Annotated in this window: 17 protein-coding genes; 8 read left to right on the plus strand and 9 right to left on the minus strand. The window is 62.1% G+C overall.

The window, feature by feature from the left end; genetic code table 11:
* Positions 1–8: 8 nt before the first annotated feature.
* Entirely contained in the window at positions 9–353 is a 345-nt protein-coding gene (locus ACFO3A_RS05320; RefSeq protein ID WP_377724687.1) for a guanyl-specific ribonuclease, read from the plus strand.
* Between the two features lie 18 nt (positions 354–371).
* Positions 372–785, plus strand: a complete 414-nt coding sequence (locus ACFO3A_RS05325; RefSeq protein WP_377724627.1) for a barstar family protein — start codon at positions 372–374, stop codon at positions 783–785.
* 111 nt (positions 786–896) lie between these two features.
* Here ACFO3A_RS05325 and ACFO3A_RS05330 read toward each other — a convergent pair whose 3' ends face one another.
* The 3 genes from ACFO3A_RS05330 to ACFO3A_RS05340 are packed head-to-tail and all read right to left on the minus strand — an operon-like array spanning position 897 to position 2,966.
* Positions 897–2,375, minus strand: a complete 1,479-nt coding sequence (locus tag ACFO3A_RS05330) for a M20 family metallopeptidase (protein ID WP_377724628.1) — start codon at positions 2,373–2,375, stop codon at positions 897–899.
* Between the two features lie 22 nt (positions 2,376–2,397).
* Positions 2,398–2,565: a hypothetical protein gene (locus tag ACFO3A_RS05335; protein ID WP_377724631.1), complete on the minus strand. Its 168-nt coding sequence runs from the start codon at positions 2,563–2,565 to the stop codon at positions 2,398–2,400.
* 32 nt (positions 2,566–2,597) lie between these two features.
* Positions 2,598–2,966 carry a hypothetical protein gene (locus ACFO3A_RS05340; RefSeq protein WP_377724635.1) on the minus strand — a complete coding sequence of 123 codons (369 nt, stop codon included), beginning with the start codon at positions 2,964–2,966 and terminating at the stop codon, positions 2,598–2,600.
* A gap of 238 nt (positions 2,967–3,204) precedes the next feature.
* On the opposite strand from ACFO3A_RS05340, the gene ACFO3A_RS05345 reads away from it, so the two are divergent.
* Positions 3,205–3,672, plus strand: coding sequence for a pilin (locus ACFO3A_RS05345; protein WP_377724636.1), 468 nt, complete (start codon positions 3,205–3,207; stop codon positions 3,670–3,672).
* A gap of 21 nt (positions 3,673–3,693) precedes the next feature.
* A complete protein-coding gene (locus tag ACFO3A_RS05350; protein ID WP_377724638.1) occupies positions 3,694–3,924 on the plus strand; it encodes a hypothetical protein in 231 nt (76 codons plus the stop codon).
* A 151-nt stretch (positions 3,925–4,075) separates the two neighbouring features.
* Here ACFO3A_RS05350 and argC read toward each other — a convergent pair whose 3' ends face one another.
* Entirely contained in the window at positions 4,076–5,008 is a 933-nt protein-coding gene (gene argC, locus ACFO3A_RS05355) for an N-acetyl-gamma-glutamyl-phosphate reductase (protein WP_377724640.1), read from the minus strand.
* A 277-nt stretch (positions 5,009–5,285) separates the two neighbouring features.
* Between argC and sucC the strand changes: the two genes are divergently transcribed.
* Complete coding sequence (sucC, locus tag ACFO3A_RS05360; protein WP_377724642.1) at positions 5,286–6,446, plus strand: ADP-forming succinate--CoA ligase subunit beta; 1,161 nt, start codon at positions 5,286–5,288, stop codon at positions 6,444–6,446.
* A gap of 21 nt (positions 6,447–6,467) precedes the next feature.
* The gene (sucD, locus tag ACFO3A_RS05365; RefSeq protein ID WP_377724643.1) at positions 6,468–7,370 is read left to right on the plus strand and encodes a succinate--CoA ligase subunit alpha; all 903 of its coding nucleotides are present in this window, start codon (positions 6,468–6,470) and stop codon (positions 7,368–7,370) included.
* Positions 7,371–7,570: 200 nt separating this feature from the next.
* Here the strand turns inward: sucD and secF are convergent, their stop codons facing one another.
* Genes secF through yajC form a run of 3 tightly spaced genes read right to left on the minus strand, consistent with a single transcriptional unit; the run spans position 7,571 to position 10,872 of the window.
* On the minus strand, positions 7,571–8,521 hold the full coding sequence (secF, locus tag ACFO3A_RS05370; protein ID WP_377724644.1) for a protein translocase subunit SecF: 951 nt from the start codon (positions 8,519–8,521) through the stop codon (positions 7,571–7,573).
* Positions 8,522–8,532: 11 nt separating this feature from the next.
* Positions 8,533–10,485 (minus strand): protein translocase subunit SecD, encoded by a 1,953-nt coding sequence (gene secD, locus ACFO3A_RS05375; protein ID WP_377724646.1) that lies wholly within the window; start codon positions 10,483–10,485, stop codon positions 8,533–8,535.
* A gap of 60 nt (positions 10,486–10,545) precedes the next feature.
* A complete protein-coding gene (gene yajC, locus ACFO3A_RS05380) occupies positions 10,546–10,872 on the minus strand; it encodes a preprotein translocase subunit YajC (protein WP_377724648.1) in 327 nt (108 codons plus the stop codon).
* Positions 10,873–11,205: 333 nt separating this feature from the next.
* Here yajC and ACFO3A_RS05385 point away from each other — a divergent pair, with 333 nt between their 5' ends.
* Together ACFO3A_RS05385 and ACFO3A_RS05390 are read left to right on the plus strand one after the other, a co-directional pair.
* Positions 11,206–11,880 (plus strand): response regulator, encoded by a 675-nt coding sequence (locus ACFO3A_RS05385; RefSeq protein ID WP_377724650.1) that lies wholly within the window; start codon positions 11,206–11,208, stop codon positions 11,878–11,880.
* A 632-nt stretch (positions 11,881–12,512) separates the two neighbouring features.
* Positions 12,513–13,130 (plus strand): Uma2 family endonuclease, encoded by a 618-nt coding sequence (locus ACFO3A_RS05390; protein WP_377724652.1) that lies wholly within the window; start codon positions 12,513–12,515, stop codon positions 13,128–13,130.
* 135 nt (positions 13,131–13,265) lie between these two features.
* On the opposite strand, the gene ACFO3A_RS05395 is transcribed toward ACFO3A_RS05390, so the two are convergent.
* A complete protein-coding gene (locus ACFO3A_RS05395) occupies positions 13,266–13,751 on the minus strand; it encodes an FKBP-type peptidyl-prolyl cis-trans isomerase (RefSeq protein WP_377724654.1) in 486 nt (161 codons plus the stop codon).
* A gap of 78 nt (positions 13,752–13,829) precedes the next feature.
* A complete protein-coding gene (locus ACFO3A_RS05400; RefSeq protein ID WP_377724655.1) occupies positions 13,830–14,870 on the minus strand; it encodes a pirin family protein in 1,041 nt (346 codons plus the stop codon).
* Positions 14,871–14,880: the final 10 nt, after the last annotated feature.

Consider the following 14,880-nt stretch of genomic DNA (forward strand, 5'->3'; position numbering starts at 1 on the left):
GCTGGCGCATGGCCGCCCTGGCGCTGTCCACCTGCGTGCTGCACAGCGCCTGCGCCTACGAGCCGTCCCAGGTCACCCTGGCCGAACTGCCCGTGCAGGCCCGCACCACGTATGAGCGCATCCTGAGCGGCGGCCCCTTTCCCTACGACAAGGACGGCAGCATCTTCGGCAACCGCGAACGCCTGCTGCCGGCCGAAAAACGCGGCTACTACCGCGAATACACCGTGAAAACCCCGCGCCAGCGCAGCCGGGGGGCGCGGCGCATCGTCTGCGGCGGCTGGCAGCCCACGCGCCCCCAGGCCTGCTACTACACCGCCGACCACTACGCCAGCTTCACCCGTATCGCGCCCTAACCGCCCACTGCTTCCGCCATGACCGCTGCCCTCCCCGACCTGCTGAACAATGTGCCCCCGCAAGTGGTGCAGTCCATCCGGGCCTTCCGCATTCCCGATCTGCAGGCGGCAGCGCAGGCCGGCGGCCAGCATTTTCTGTACGCCAACTTCGCCGACATCGAAACCAAGGCCGAGGCGCTGGAGCTGATTGGCCGGGAGTTTCACCTGCCCGCGCACTTCGGCAAGAACTTCGATGCCCTGTACGACTGCCTGACCGATCCGCTGGCCCGTGCCTGCCGCCAGCCGGGGTTTGTCGTCGTACTCGACCAGTTGCCCGTCGCCCCCAAGTTCGACAAGGACGTGCGCGAGCAATTGCTGGACTGCTTTCGCGATGCGGCCGAGTTCTGGGCCGAACAGAACGTGCCGTTTCGCTGCTTCTACTCCTACCTGTGATGCAACGAAATCAGGAGCTTCTACCGCTTGCCGTCAAAGCATCTGAATAAAAAAAGACCCTGAAAACAAGAAAGCACCCGCGCGAGGTGCTTTCTTTTTTAATGCGCAGTCTTATTGCGCCGGGTCGCCGGCCGTGGCCGCCATGGCCCCGATCACCTGTGCCACGGCGGCGGTGAGCTTTTTGGCGTAGGGCAGGTGCAGGAACTCGTTGGGGCCGTGGGCGTTGCTCTTGGGGCCGAGGACGCCACAGACCATCATCTGCGCCTTGGGGAAACCCTGGGCGAGCATGTTCATCAGCGGAATCGTGCCGCCCTGACCGATGTAGCCGCAGTCCGCGCCGAAGTGGGCGCGGCTGGCGGCGTGCAGGGCCTGCTCGAACCACGGCGTCATGCCCGGCGCGTTCCAGCCGTTGGCGCTGGACGCGCCCTCGAACGTCACCTTGGCGTGGTACGGTGCGTTGTCTTCCAGCAGGGCTTTCAGCTCCTGCACGCAGGCGGCGGCATCGGCCAGCGGCGGCAGGCGCAGGCTGAGCTGGAAGGCGGTGTAGGGCCGCAGCACGTTGCCCGCGTCGCGCAGGGCGGGCAGCCCTTCCGCGCCGGTGACGGACAGGGTCGGCTCCCAGGTGCGTTTGAGCAGCGCTTGCGCCGGGTCATCCGTCATGGGCAGGGCAAAGCCGCCGGGGCCGCCGCAATCGTGCTGCGCCCAGGGGAAGTAGTTCCACGCGGCATCGCCCAGAATCGCCGCCGTGGCCTGGGCCTGGGCGATGCGTTCCTGCGGAATGGCGCTGTGGAAGCTGGCGGGCAGCACGCGGCCTGTGCGGCTGTCTTCCAGGCGATCGAGCACCTGGCGCAGGATGCGAAACGACGATGGCACCACGCCCGAGGCATCGCCCGAATGCACGCCTTCGGTCAGGATTTGCACCTTCAGCGTGCCGCTGGCCATGCCGCGCAGGCTGGTGGTCAGCCACAACTGGTCGTAGTTGCCCGCGCCGCTGTCCAGGCAAATCACCAGGCCCACGTCGCCCAGCCGGGATTTGAGCGCATCGACATAGGGCAGCAGGTCGCCGGAGCCGCTTTCCTCGCTGGTTTCGATCATGCCGACGATGCGCGGGTGCGGCGTGTTCTGGCTTTTCAGCGCCTGGATGGCGGCGATACTGGCGTAGATGGCATAGCCGTCGTCCGCACCGCCCCGGCCATAGAGCTTGTCGCCGTCGATCACCGGCGTCCACGGCCCCAGGTCGCGGCGCCAGCCGTCGAACTCGGGCTGCTTGTCCAGGTGGCCGTACATCAGCACCGTGGGGCTGGCGGCGGCGTTGGCCTGCGTGCCGTCCACTTCAAAAAACAGCAGCGGCGTGCGCCCCGGCAGGCGCACGATCTCCAGCTTGAGGCCTGCCACCTTTTGCGCCTCCACCCACGCAGCAGCGTTGCGCACCACCTGCTCCAGCAGCCCCTGCTGCTGCCAGTCGGGGGCGAACATGGGCGATTTGGCCGGAATGGCGATGTAGTCCTTGAGCTGGGGAATGATGCTGCTGTCCCACTGGCTAGTTACTTGCTCCAGCGCCTGGCTGGGGTTGAAGGATGAATCAGTCATAAAAAACAAAGCTAGTTTCAAGTCAGCGCTGGCCGCCATCAGGCAAGTTAGGCAGTAAAGCGGCCAGTTGTTCGCGGGCAATCACATGCCCATGCGCGGCAGCCTTGGCAATCCACATCAGCGCCAAGGCATTGTGGTCCTCGCCCGGCTCACCCAGCCGGGCCGCGTGCAGCAGGCCCAGCCAGTGCATGGCATCGGCCTCGCCCTGTTCGGCTGCCCGCTCTAGAAAATAATGGGCAATGCGCGTATGACCCTGCCCCCCCCCTCCCCCGACGCTGAAGTCTGCGCAGCCGCGCCGCGCAAGGCAATCAGTGCAAATTTGGCACCCATTTCGGCCTGGGCCAGCGCATCGCCCTGGTCGGCGGCCACCAGGGTCTGCACATCTTCCGCGCCCCAGGTGGGGCACAGCGCAACGTCCATCGCTTGCTGCACCACCGCAAAAGGCACCTGCGCACGCGTGCCATCGCCCAAGCGGGGCACCAATCCATCCTCTATGCGCCGCTGCCAGGTGCGCAGGCTGCGCCCGGTCAGGATGGCGGCGGTGTGAAGGCTGATGGAAGGCGGGGCGTCTGGATGGGCGGCGGCAATCATGCCTGCATTGTAGGGAGGCTTACGGCGCAGTTCCCGCCTTCAAATGTCGCCATTTTTCTGCGACATGCCGAGTGTCTTGATTTTTGAGCGACATGCGCAGGGGAGAAAGCGGGTTTTGTCTGTTGATTGCCACGACACGGGGCGGTATTGCAGCGGTTTTTCGAGTGTTTAAAGGTTGGCACGGGGGTTGCTATTACCGGTGCGTCTTTAATTTTTTACTCACTTGAAGGAGCTGGTTATGAAACGTACTCTGCGTTCCATGCAAAAGGGTTTCACCCTGATTGAACTGATGATCGTGGTGGCGATTATTGGTATTTTGGCGGCTGTGGCTTTGCCAGCGTATCAGGACTATACGGCACGGGCGAAAACAGCGGAAGTTATTTTGGCAGCCAGCACTGCACGTACTTGCGTGAGCGAAAGTGCCCAGGTTGGCACAAACCCTGATGACTGCGATGCAGATTTCCAGGCAACCAAGTATGTTAGCGGTATTACTGTTAGCGCTGCAGGTGTCGTGGTTGCCACTGCCCAAGATGATTTGAATGGTTTGACAATTACACTCACGCCCCAAAAGGGTACTGGAGCTGCCGCAGCAGCAGCTGTCGCCACCGACTTTACGATGGCCCCTGTTACCATTACTGAATGGGTGTGCACCGGCGCTGCAACAGGTTCAGCAAAAAACAGTTGGCTGCCTGCTAACTGCCGTTAAGCAACAGAAGGAGATGCACCCATGAGTAGAAAATTTGAACATGAAGGAAAAACCTTCGAGATTCGTGAAGCAGTTTTAAATAATTGCTATGCGGTTAGAGTATTTTTGGATAACAAACCGGTTAGCCCAAAATATTCGGCCACACTAGAAGTTGGTCATGATTACTTTTCTCAACAGCAGGCACGCATAGTGGACGAACTTGCCAAGACTGCAGAGAGCGACATTCGCAATGGCCTCTACTTTCAAGACTAGCCCTGCGCTCAAACGGAACCGCGCTAAAAGCAAGTAACCCGGATAAGCCAAGCGTATCCGGGTAATACTTCCAAGGCGTTTGCTTTGAAAAAGGCAGACGCCTTTTCTTTATCCAACTACCGCGTGGCTGCGCGGTAGTTTTATGGGGGTCTTACAACCCCAGCATGATTTGCAGGTTCTGCACCGCCGCGCCGCTGGCGCCTTTGCCCAGGTTGTCCAGGCGGGCGATCAGCACGGCGTGGTGGTAGTCGTCGTTGCCGAACACGCGCAGCTCCAGGTAGTTGGTATCGGCCAGGGTATCGGCGGCCAATTTCAAATCTTCGGTGGCGGGCAGCACTTTTACCCACTGCTCGGGCGTATTGGTTTTGGCGTAGTGCGCGGCCAGCACGTCATGCACATCGGCCACGCGCGGGCGGCCCGGCAGGGTATCGAGGTGCAGCGGCAGCTCCACCAACATGCCCTGACGGAAGTTGCCCACCGCAGGAATGAAGATGGGCCGGCGCGTGAGGCCCGTGTAGCGCAGGATTTCCGGGATGTGCTTGTGCGCCAGCCCCAGGGCATAGGCTTCGTGCGGGGCGGCGCTGCCGGACTCGTAGGCCTCGATCATGGGCCGCCCGCCGCCGGAGTAGCCGGAGATGGAGGGCAGCGCCAGCGGCATATCGGGCGGCACCAGCCCGGCATCGACCAGGGGGCGCAGCAGCGCAATCGCGCCGGTAGCGTAGCAGCCGGGGTTGCTCACGCGGCTGGCGCTGCGGATGGCGTCCAGCTGGCCCGGGGCCAGTTCGGCAAAGCCGTACACCCAGTCAGGCGCCACGCGGTGCGCGGTCGAGGCGTCGATGATCTTGATGGTCTTGCCGGTTTGCGCCGTGATGGCATCCACCATGGCCGCCGTCTCCCGCGCCGCGTCGTCGTGCAGGCACAGGATGACCACGTCCACCCCGGCGATCAGGGTGCGTTTGGCGGCGGGGTCCTTGCGCAGTTCGGGGGCAATGCTGACCAGTTCGATTCCGGCCATGTCCGCCAGGCGCTCGCGAATCTGTAAACCGGTGGTACCCGCTTCGCCATCAATAAAAATTCTGTGCATGTGTGAAAAATCCTCCATTCGGCCTGGTGCGCGGCCTGCGCAAGAAACGCATTGTCCTGCAGGTGTTGCACCTTGCGCATTGAAAGCATTTTTTCAAAGACTGATGTGCGCAAGTGACCACTAGCCCATGGTGTAAGACTGTGTTAGACCTGCGTGGTACATTCCGCGATTGCCATGCCTTGCACCCTCAGGCAGTGTGGTTACCATGGGGTTACTGCACGTTGTCGGGGGCGGAAAAGCGGGCATTCCCCCCTCCGTTACTGAGAGACACACACGCATGAAAATTCATGAATACCAAGGCAAGGAAATCTTGCGTCAATTCGGCGTGCCCGTACCCCGTGGCATTGCCGCTTTCACCGTACAAGAAGCTGTGGAAGCTGCCCAGAAACTCGGCGGCCCCGTATGGGTGGTGAAAGCCCAGATCCACGCCGGTGGCCGGGGCAAGGGCGGCGGCGTGAAAGTGGCCAAGACGCTGGACGATGTGAAAACCCTGTCTGAACAAATCCTGGGGATGCAACTGGTCACGCACCAGACCGGCCCGGAAGGCCAGAAAGTGCGCCGCCTGTACATCGAAGACGGTGCCGACATCAAGAACGAGCTGTACGTATCGCTGGTCACCGACCGCGCCACGCAAAAAGTGGCGCTGATCGCCTCCAGCGAAGGCGGCATGGACATCGAGGAAGTGGCCCACTCCACCCCCGAGAAGATCATCACCGAGATGATCGACCCCCTGACCGGCATCACCGAAGCCCAGTCGCGCAAGGTGGCAGCGGCCATCGGCCTGGAAGGCAAGTCCATCGACCAGGCGGTTGCACTGTTTGCCAACATCTACAAGTGCTACATGGATACCGACGCTTCGCTGGTCGAGATCAACCCTCTGAACTGCGACTCCAAGGGCGACCTGATGGCCCTGGACGCCAAGTTCAACTTTGACGCCAACGCCCTGTTCCGCCACCCCGACATCGTGGCCCTGCGCGACCTGGACGAAGAAGACCCTGCCGAAATCGAAGCCAGCAAGTTCGACCTGGCCTACATCAGCCTGGACGGCAACATCGGCTGCCTGGTGAACGGCGCCGGTCTGGCCATGGCCACCATGGACACCATCAAGCTGTTCGGCGGCGAACCGGCCAACTTCCTGGACGTGGGCGGCGGCGCCACCGCCGAGAAAGTGACCGAAGCCTTCAAGATCATGCTCAAGAACGAGAAGGTCGAAGGCATCCTGGTGAACATCTTCGGCGGCATCATGCGCTGCGACACCATCGCCACCGGCGTGGTCACCGCCTGCAAGGCCGTGAACCTGTCCGTGCCCCTGGTCGTGCGCATGAAGGGCACCAACGAAGAGCTGGGCAAGCAAATCCTGGCCGACAGCGGCCTGCCGATCATCGCTGCCGACACCATGGCCGAAGCCGCCACCAAGATCGTGGCCGCCGTCAAGTAAACCGCCCAGGAAAGAGCAACCATGTCTATCTTTATCAATAAAGACACCAAAGTCATCACCCAGGGCATTACCGGTAAGACCGGCCAGTTCCACACGGAAAAATGCCAGGAATACGCCAACGGCAAGAACTGCTTCGTGGCGGGCGTGAACCCGAAAAAAGCGGGCGAACGCATTTTCGACATCCCGATCTACGGCTCGGTCAAGGATGCCGCCAAGGAAACCGGCGCCACCGTCTCGGTGATCTACGTGCCGCCCGCAGGCGCTGCCGCCGCCATCTGGGAAGCGGTCGAAGCCGACCTGGACCTGGCCATCTGCATCACCGAAGGCATCCCCGTGCGCGACATGCTCGAAGTGCGCAACAAAATGCGTGCCAAGGTGGCTGCCGGCGGCAAGGAAACCCTGCTGCTCGGCCCCAACTGCCCCGGCCTGATCACCCCCGACGAAATCAAGATCGGCATCATGCCCGGCCACATCCACCGCAAGGGCCGCATCGGCGTGGTGTCGCGCTCCGGCACGCTGACCTATGAAGCCGTGGCCCAGCTGTCCGAACTGGGCATCGGCCAATCGTCCGCAGTCGGCATCGGCGGCGACCCGATCAACGGCCTGAAGCACATCGACGTGATGCGTGCCTTCAACGACGACCCCGATACCGACGCCGTGATCATGATCGGCGAAATCGGCGGCCCCGACGAAGCCGAAGCCGCCCAGTGGTGCAAGGCCAATATGAAAAAGCCCATCGTCGGCTTCATCGCCGGCGTGACCGCCCCCGCTGGCAAGCGCATGGGCCACGCCGGTGCGCTGATCTCCGGCGGCGCCGACACGGCAGACGCCAAGCTGGCCATCATGGAAGAGTGCGGTTTCACCATCACCCGCAACCCTTCTGAAATGGGCCGTTTGCTGCAAGGTCTGCTCAAGAAGGCATAAGCGCCGCAGCACGGCTGCTGGCACAACACAACCCCGTCAGGCATCGCCCGGCGGGGTTGTTTTTTTGTGCCAGCCCCAAAGGGTCTCAAGGCAAATAAAAAAATAGCTGCTACCGCTGGTATTTACTGAGTTTCAGGCTTTTTTATACCTAAAACCTTTTAAATACCTGCGGTAGCAGCTCTTTTTTTGATAGATGGCGATTACACCACCGCCCCCGCGTTGGGGTCGTTCGGATCGTGGTCTTTCCTGGTGGCTTTGACCAAATCCTCGCGCTTGACGCCCAGCCACATGACGATGGCCGAACCCACGAAGACCGAGGAATAAATGCCGAACAGAATGCCGATGGTCAGCGCCAGCGCAAAGTAGTGCAGGCTGGGGCCGCCGAAGAAGAACATCGCCAGCACCACGGCCTCGGTCGAGGCGTGGGTGATGATGGTGCGGCTCATGGTCGAGGTGATGGCGTGGTTGATCACGTCCGGCGTGCTGATGGCGCGGGTCTTGCGGAATTTCTCGCGGATACGGTCGAACACCACCACCGATTCGTTTACCGAATAGCCCAGCACGGCCAGCACCCCCGCCAGCACCGAGAGCGAAAATTCCCACTGGAAGAAGGCGAAAAAGCCCAGGATGATGACCACGTCGTGGAAGTTGGCGAACGCTGCCGCCACGCCGAACTTCCATTCAAACCGGAAGGCCAGGTACACGATGATGCCCACCAGCACCACGACCAGGGCCAGGATGCCGTTGGTCATCAGCTCCTCGCCCACCTGGGGGCCGACGAACTCGGTGCGGCGCAGGGTGACGCTGTCATCCTGCGCCTTGAGGGTTTGCAGCACCTGCTCGCTTTGCTGGGCCGAGGTCACGCCCTTTTGCACGGGCAGGCGGATCATCACGTCGCGCGAGGTGCCGAAGTTCTGCACCACCACGTCCTTGTAGCCCAGGCCGTTCACCGACTCGCGCACCTTGGGCAAATCGGCCGCCTGGGCATAGGTCACTTCCATGACGGTGCCACCCGTGAACTCCACCGACAGGTGCAGTCCGCGCGTGGTCAGGAAGAACACGGCCAGGACGAAGGTAATGATCGAAATCACGTTGAAGATCAACGCGTATTTCATGAAGGGAATGTCTTTGCGGATGCGGAAGAACTCCATGTCATCCTCCTTTATCGGGTTTCAGCCACGGGCGGGCGGCCCGGGTCGGCCAGGGGCGTGGAAACAATGGCCGCAGCAGCAGAGGCTGTCGGCGTTTCTGTGGCCTCGCCCTCGGGCTTCCAGACCTGGCCGATGGCCAGGCCCTTGAGCTTCTTGCGCCCGCCGTACCACAGGTTCACCAGCCCGCGCGAGAAGAACACGGCCGAGAACATGCTGGTCGCAATGCCGATGCAATGCACCACGGCAAAGCCGCGCACCACGCCCGAGCCGAAGGCCAGCAGCGCCAAGCCGACGATGAGCGTGGTCAGGTTGGAGTCCAGAATCGTCGCCCAGGCGCGGTCGTAACCGGCGTGGATGGCCGCCTGCGGCGACATGCCGCCGCGCAGCTCCTCGCGAATGCGTTCGTTGATCAGCACGTTCGAGTCGATGGCCACACCCAGCGCCAGCGCCATGGCGGCAATGCCGGGCAGCGTCAGCGTGGCTTGTAGCATGGACAAAACGGCCATCAGCAGCAGCAGGTTCACCCCCAGGGCGATGGTCGAGAACACGCCGAACAGCATGTAGTACACGCACATGAAGACGGCGATGGCCACCATGCCCCAGACCACGGAGTCGATACCGCGCTGGATGTTGTCGGCGCCCAGGCTGGGGCCGATGGTGTATTCCTCGATGATTTCCATCGGCGCGGCCAGCGAACCGGCCCGCAGCAGCAGCGAAGTGTCGTTGGCTTCCATGGTGGTCATGCGGCCCGAGATCTGCACCCGGCCCCCGCCGATTTCGCTGCGGATCACCGGCGCCGTGACGACTTCGCCCTTGCCCTTTTCAAACAGGATGATCGCCATGCGCTTGCCGATGCTCTCGCGCGTAATGTCCTTGAACACCCGGGCGCCCTTGGCATCCAGTGTCAGGTTCACGGTCGGCTCCTGCGTCTGGCTGTCGAAGCCGGGCTGGGCATCGGTCAGGTTCTCGCCGGTCAGGATGACCTGCTTTTTCACGATCACGGCCTGGCCGTTGCGATCCAGGTAGCGCTCCGCGCCAAACGGCACCGGCCCGGTGCCCATTTCGGCGGCACGGCCTTCGGTGGACTCGTCCACCATGCGCAGCTCCAGCGTGGCGGTGCGGCCCAGGATGTCCTTGGCCTTGGCCGTGTCCTGCACGCCGGGCAGCTGCACGACGATGCGGTCCAGCCCCTGCTGCTGGATCACCGGCTCGGCCACGCCCAGCTCGTTGATCCGGTTGTGCAGGGTGGTGATGTTCTGTTTCAGCGCCTGCTCCTGCACCTTGCGCAGGGCTTCAGGCTTGATGCTGGCGCGGATGCGCTGGTCGCTGCCGCTGCCCAGCACCTCGGCCTGCAGATCGGGCAACTGGTCGGCAATCAGGTTGCGCGTGGCGGTAATGTCGGCATCGCTGCGCAAACGGATTTCCACCGTTTGTCCATCCCGGTTGATACCGCCATGGCGAATGCCCTTGTCGCGCAGCATGGTGCGCAGGTCGCCGGCCAGCGACTCGGCCTTCTTCGTCAGCGCCGCCTCCATGTCCACCTGCAGCATGAAATGCACGCCGCCGCGCAAGTCCAGCCCCAGGTACATGGGCTGCGCTCCCAGCGCCGAAAGCCAGGCGGGGGTGCGCGGCACCAGGTTCAGCGCCACGATATACATCGGGTCGGCGGGGTCGGCGATGAGCGCTTTTTCAATGACGTCCTTGGCCTTGAGCTGCTCGTCGGGCGTGGTGAAACGTGCCCGCACGGAAGCGCCTTCCAGGCCCAGGGTGTCGGGCGGTACGCCCGCAGCCTGCAAGGCCGTTTCCACCTGCTTCAAGGTGGTCAGATCGATTTTGACGGTGGCTTTGGCGGACGAAACCTGCACGGCAGGCGCCTCGCCAAAAAAATTAGGCAGGGTGAAAATCACCCCGATGAGCAACGCTATCCCTAAGATAGCGTACTTCCAAAGCGGGTAACGGTTCATGGTGGCGCAAAAGGGTCAAGACCTGCAGTGCGCTGCAGGACAGCGCCCCTGCAGCCAGAGTTATTTCAAGGAGCCTTTGGGCAGAACTTGGGTGACAGCCTGGCGCTGCAGCTGCACCTTGACGCCGCTGGCAATTTCAACGAACAGATTTTGCTCGTCCAGATCCACGACACGGCCCAGCAGGCCGCCGGCCGTTGCCACTTCATCGCCCTTGGCCAGGGCCTCGACCATGGCGCGGTGTTCCTTCTGGCGTTTCATCTGCGGGCGGATCATGATGAAGTACAGCGCAACGAACATCAGTACCAGGGGCAGCATGCTGCTCAGCTGGCTCATCATGTCGCCACCGGCAGCCGAGGTGGTTTGGGCAAAAGCAGAGGAAATGAACACGAGAAAAACTCCACAGAAAAGGGGAAAAACGGCCCGGAGAGCCTGACCTGAACGCCTGAAAAACCAAGGATTTAGGCCAACGCTTGCCAAAGTGCAGGTACGGAACCCTTCATTGTAGGGCCGTCCACCGCAGCAAGTCGTCAAAACCCGGGCGCGTCTGCTGGGCAGAGTCCAGAAAAACGAATCCGGGTTTTTACCAAGTTTGTCACTTTGGTGGCTGACACGACGCAAAACTTCTACGCTTGGCCCCATTTTTCCGCCCGACCCAATTCCCTGCGGCGCCGCTTGCCCCCTACACTTGCGCCCGCGGTTTTTTGTAAGGAGACAATAAGTATGCGCATTTTGATTGCAGAAGATGACCAGGTGCTGGCCGACGGCCTGTTGCGCAGCTTGAGAAACTCCGGCGCCGTGGTCGATCACGTCGCCAATGGCGCCGAAGCCGACACCGCCTTGCTGACGCACAATCATTTCGATCTGCTGATCCTGGATCTGGGCCTGCCGCGCGTCCACGGCCTGGAAGTGCTGCGCCGCCTGCGTGGCCGGGGCGACAGCCTGCCGGTGCTGATCCTGACCGCCGCCGACGCCATCGAGGAGCGCGTCAAAGGGCTGGACCTGGGCGCGGACGACTACATGGCCAAACCCTTCAGCCTGCAGGAACTGGAAGCACGGGTACGGGCACTCACGCGCCGGGGCATGGGCAGCCCCAGCAGCACCATCAAGCACGGCCCGCTGACCTACGACCAGGCCGGGCGCGTGGCCACCATCGACGGCAAGATGGTCGAACTCTCCGCCCGCGAGCTGGGCCTGCTGGAAGTGCTGCTGCAACGCGCCGGGCGGCTGGTGAGCAAGGAACAACTGGTCGAGCGCCTGTGCGAATGGGGCGAGGAAGTGAGCAACAACGCCATCGAGGTCTACATCCACCGCCTGCGCAAGAAAATAGAAAAAGGCCCCATCCGTATCGCCACGGTGCGGGGCCTGGGGTATTGCCTGGAGAAGATTACCCCCTAGCCCGTCATACCCGACGCAACCGCTCCAGCTGCGCCTGCGCCACCGGATGCCCCAGCGCAGCCGCTTTTGTCGCTTGTCTGCTCCTGGTTTCACAATTACCGAATGGGTATGTACCGGTGCCGCAACAGGCACGGCAAAAGCCAGCTGGCTACCTGCAAACTGCCGTTAATCGCTAATAATACTTACTTTAAAAACCCTTTCTTTATCGAAAGGGTTTTTTATTTCTACAAACATACGGTTATTTTTAAATGCATAATAGCCCTTATATGCCATGCCTGCCTACGCGGGCATCACTGTAAATATAATTACTGTATTTTTTATTTGAGTGCCGCTGGCCGGGACTCGCCCCGGCGGGCGACCTCCTTTCTTGCACGCGCAAGAAAGGAGGCAAAGAAGGCGTGCTGCGCAGCTTGAATACCCGCCGTGGAACTCGCTTCGCGCCCTTTGGGCGCTGCGCTCGGACAGCCACGGCGAGTCAGATGGGATGCGGCTGGGGGGGTATTGGTGCTGCGCTCTGATGGATACGCTCTGCATCGGGGGGCAGGGGCGCGACTTCGCGCCCCTGCGGGCAATTTGCTTTTTTCGCCTATCCTTGCCCTACCAATGTCCCGCTATTGCCCAAGGAATTTGCCATGAGTCTGCCCGCCTGCCAAGAGCCGTTGTTCAGCCCCGACGCCTATCTGGCCTGGGAGGAGGAGCAACCCGAAAAGCATGAATACCTGAATGGCGAAGTGTTTGCGATGGCGGGCGCTTCGGAGGCGCATGTCACGATTGCGGGCAACGTTTTTATGGCCCTGCGCACCCACTTGCGCGGCGGCCCGTGTTCGGTGTTTATCTCGGACATGAAATTGCGGGTGGATGCCGCCAATGCGTATTTTTACCCCGATGTGTTCGTCACCTGCGCACAGGCCGATCAGGCGCACCGCCAATTCAAAACGGCGCCCAGCTTGATTGTGGAAGTGCTGTCGCCCAGCACCAGCGCGTATGACCGGGGGGAAAAATTTGCGGCTTACCGCAGCTTGCCCAGCTTGCAGGAGTATCTGCTGATTGATGCCGAGCGCCAGCGCGTGGAGCTGTTCCGGCGCGACACGCAGGCGGCAGCCAGTGAGGGGGAGCGCTGGCTGCTCTACCCGCTGGAAGGGGGGCAAACCATCCACCTGAATAGCGTGGATCTGGCCTTGCCGCTGGCAGCGGTGTATGCCGATGTGCGCTGGGAGCAGGAGCAAGAGCGATTGCCCGGATTGCCATGAGCGATTGTTATAAAAAAATAGCTTCTACCGCTGATAAATAAAGGATTTCAGATCGAAAACACGCTGAAATCCTTTGTTTTCAATCGGTAGAAGCTATTTTTTATGTGGTTACAAAGGGCAGTGGCTGTTAAAAACTCAATGGTGGTGCCCATGCCCGCCATGCACATGGCGGTGGGCGATTTCTTCGGTGGTGGCCGGGCGCACTTCGGTCACGGTGGCCTGGAAGCGCAACGCCTTGCCGGCCAGCGGGTGGTTGCCGTCCAGCAGCACCACCGGGCCTTTGATCTTGACCACGTTGTAGACCTGCGGCTCGCCCTGGTCGTTGGTGCCGCGCAGTTGGCCGCCGACTTTCACGCCGGGGGGAAATTCGCCCTTGGGGATGGTGCGCTTGAGGCTGTCGTCGATGGGGCCGAAGGCCTCTTCCACCGCCAGCTCTACCTGCACGCTGTCGCCGGCATTTTTCCCGGCCAGGGCGGCTTCCACTTTCGGAAAAACATTTTCATAGCCGCCGTGCAGGTAGGCCATGTGGCCTTTGTCCAGCAGTTTCAGGGCGCTGCCATTGGGCAGCAGTTCATGCACGGTGTAGTGCAGGGTGACGGCGGAGTCTTGGGTGATGGACATACGGCTTCAGCGCTAGAGAGAGAAAAACAAGGCGGCCATTGTCGCTGATGGCCGCCTTGCCGGCAGGCTGCCGCCGCTTCAGGCCGCAGGCGGCAGCTCGTCCTGCGTCTGCCCCGGCCTGCGGGCAAAGCGGCGCGGCTGGGCGCCGTGTACCGGGGCACTTTCAGCCCAGGGCCAGCCGCCGAACTGGGTGCGGCGGTAGTCGCTGATGGCCTGGTGGATTTCGGCTTCGGTATTCATGACGAAGGGACCGTAGCGGGCCACCGGCTCGGCAATGGGCCGGCCTTGCAGCAGCACCAGCTCGGCGGTTTCGGTGCCGCTGTTGTGCAGCGCAATGGCGCGGGATGGATCCAATTGCATAGCTGTATGCGCTGGTATCTGCTCGTTTTCAAGACTTAAACCATTGCCGACGTACCAATAAAGCATGCGACCAGCTTCTTTTTTTACAGCGGACGGCAATGTCCAGCGTGCGCCGGGGGCCAGGCTTATCAGCCAGACGGCGACGTCGCTGTCCGCCTGTGCGGCCCAGGAGGCCGGGGGCGGCGGCAAGGGCGCATCGGCCCCCGGCAGCGGCCCGGCCACCACGGTGACGGTGGTGGCATGGCCAGCGTCATCGCTGTGCTGCAAGCGGGGGATGGTTTCGTTCCAGTACATGGTGAAGTGGGCCGGTTCCATCTTGTGGCGGGCGGGCAGGTTGAGCCAGATCTGGAACAACTGCAACGGGTTGGGCCGGTCGGTGTGCAGCAGCGGGAACATCTCGGTGTGCTGCACGCCGCTGCCGGCCGTCATCCACTGCACGTCGCCGCCGCCGAAGCGGGCCATCGCACCCAGGGAGTCGGCATGGTCGAGCATGCCCTGGCGTACCAGAGTGATGGTTTCAAAGCCCCGGTGGGGGTGGACGGGAAAGCCCGGCACTTCCTGCCCGTGGTACATGCTCCAGCCGTCCTTGCCGCTGAAATCGCTGCCCAGATTGCGCCCGGCCAGCGACGCCGCCGGGCCGAATGCCCCATTGCCTGCCGGATAGGCATCGTTGTGGTGGGCGCAGAACAGAAAAGGGTCGATGCACGGCCACTGGGCGCCCAGCGGCAGGCGGCGCAGGATGGGGGAAGGAATGCTCATGAGACAGGCC

Source organism: Comamonas nitrativorans (assembly GCF_042654765.1).
GTDB lineage: Bacteria > Pseudomonadota > Gammaproteobacteria > Burkholderiales > Burkholderiaceae_C > Comamonas > Comamonas nitrativorans.

Coding starts and splice junctions, on each gene's coding strand:
- ACFO3A_RS05385 (WP_377724650.1), top strand. CDS start 11,206: ATGCGCATTTTGATTGCAGAAGATGACCAGGTGCTGGCCGACGGCCTG.
- ACFO3A_RS05320 (WP_377724687.1), top strand. CDS start 9: ATGGCCGCCCTGGCGCTGTCCACCTGCGTGCTGCACAGCGCCTGCGCC.
- ACFO3A_RS05335 (WP_377724631.1), bottom strand. CDS start 2,565: ATGCACTGGCTGGGCCTGCTGCACGCGGCCCGGCTGGGTGAGCCGGGC.
- ACFO3A_RS05390 (WP_377724652.1), top strand. CDS start 12,513: ATGAGTCTGCCCGCCTGCCAAGAGCCGTTGTTCAGCCCCGACGCCTAT.
- ACFO3A_RS05350 (WP_377724638.1), top strand. CDS start 3,694: ATGAGTAGAAAATTTGAACATGAAGGAAAAACCTTCGAGATTCGTGAA.
- sucD (WP_377724643.1), top strand. CDS start 6,468: ATGTCTATCTTTATCAATAAAGACACCAAAGTCATCACCCAGGGCATT.
- secF (WP_377724644.1), bottom strand. CDS start 8,521: ATGGAGTTCTTCCGCATCCGCAAAGACATTCCCTTCATGAAATACGCG.
- ACFO3A_RS05400 (WP_377724655.1), bottom strand. CDS start 14,870: ATGAGCATTCCTTCCCCCATCCTGCGCCGCCTGCCGCTGGGCGCCCAG.
- ACFO3A_RS05345 (WP_377724636.1), top strand. CDS start 3,205: ATGAAACGTACTCTGCGTTCCATGCAAAAGGGTTTCACCCTGATTGAA.
- ACFO3A_RS05325 (WP_377724627.1), top strand. CDS start 372: ATGACCGCTGCCCTCCCCGACCTGCTGAACAATGTGCCCCCGCAAGTG.
- secD (WP_377724646.1), bottom strand. CDS start 10,485: ATGAACCGTTACCCGCTTTGGAAGTACGCTATCTTAGGGATAGCGTTG.
- ACFO3A_RS05330 (WP_377724628.1), bottom strand. CDS start 2,375: ATGACTGATTCATCCTTCAACCCCAGCCAGGCGCTGGAGCAAGTAACT.
- sucC (WP_377724642.1), top strand. CDS start 5,286: ATGAAAATTCATGAATACCAAGGCAAGGAAATCTTGCGTCAATTCGGC.
- ACFO3A_RS05340 (WP_377724635.1), bottom strand. CDS start 2,966: ATGATTGCCGCCGCCCATCCAGACGCCCCGCCTTCCATCAGCCTTCAC.
- ACFO3A_RS05395 (WP_377724654.1), bottom strand. CDS start 13,751: ATGTCCATCACCCAAGACTCCGCCGTCACCCTGCACTACACCGTGCAT.
- argC (WP_377724640.1), bottom strand. CDS start 5,008: ATGCACAGAATTTTTATTGATGGCGAAGCGGGTACCACCGGTTTACAG.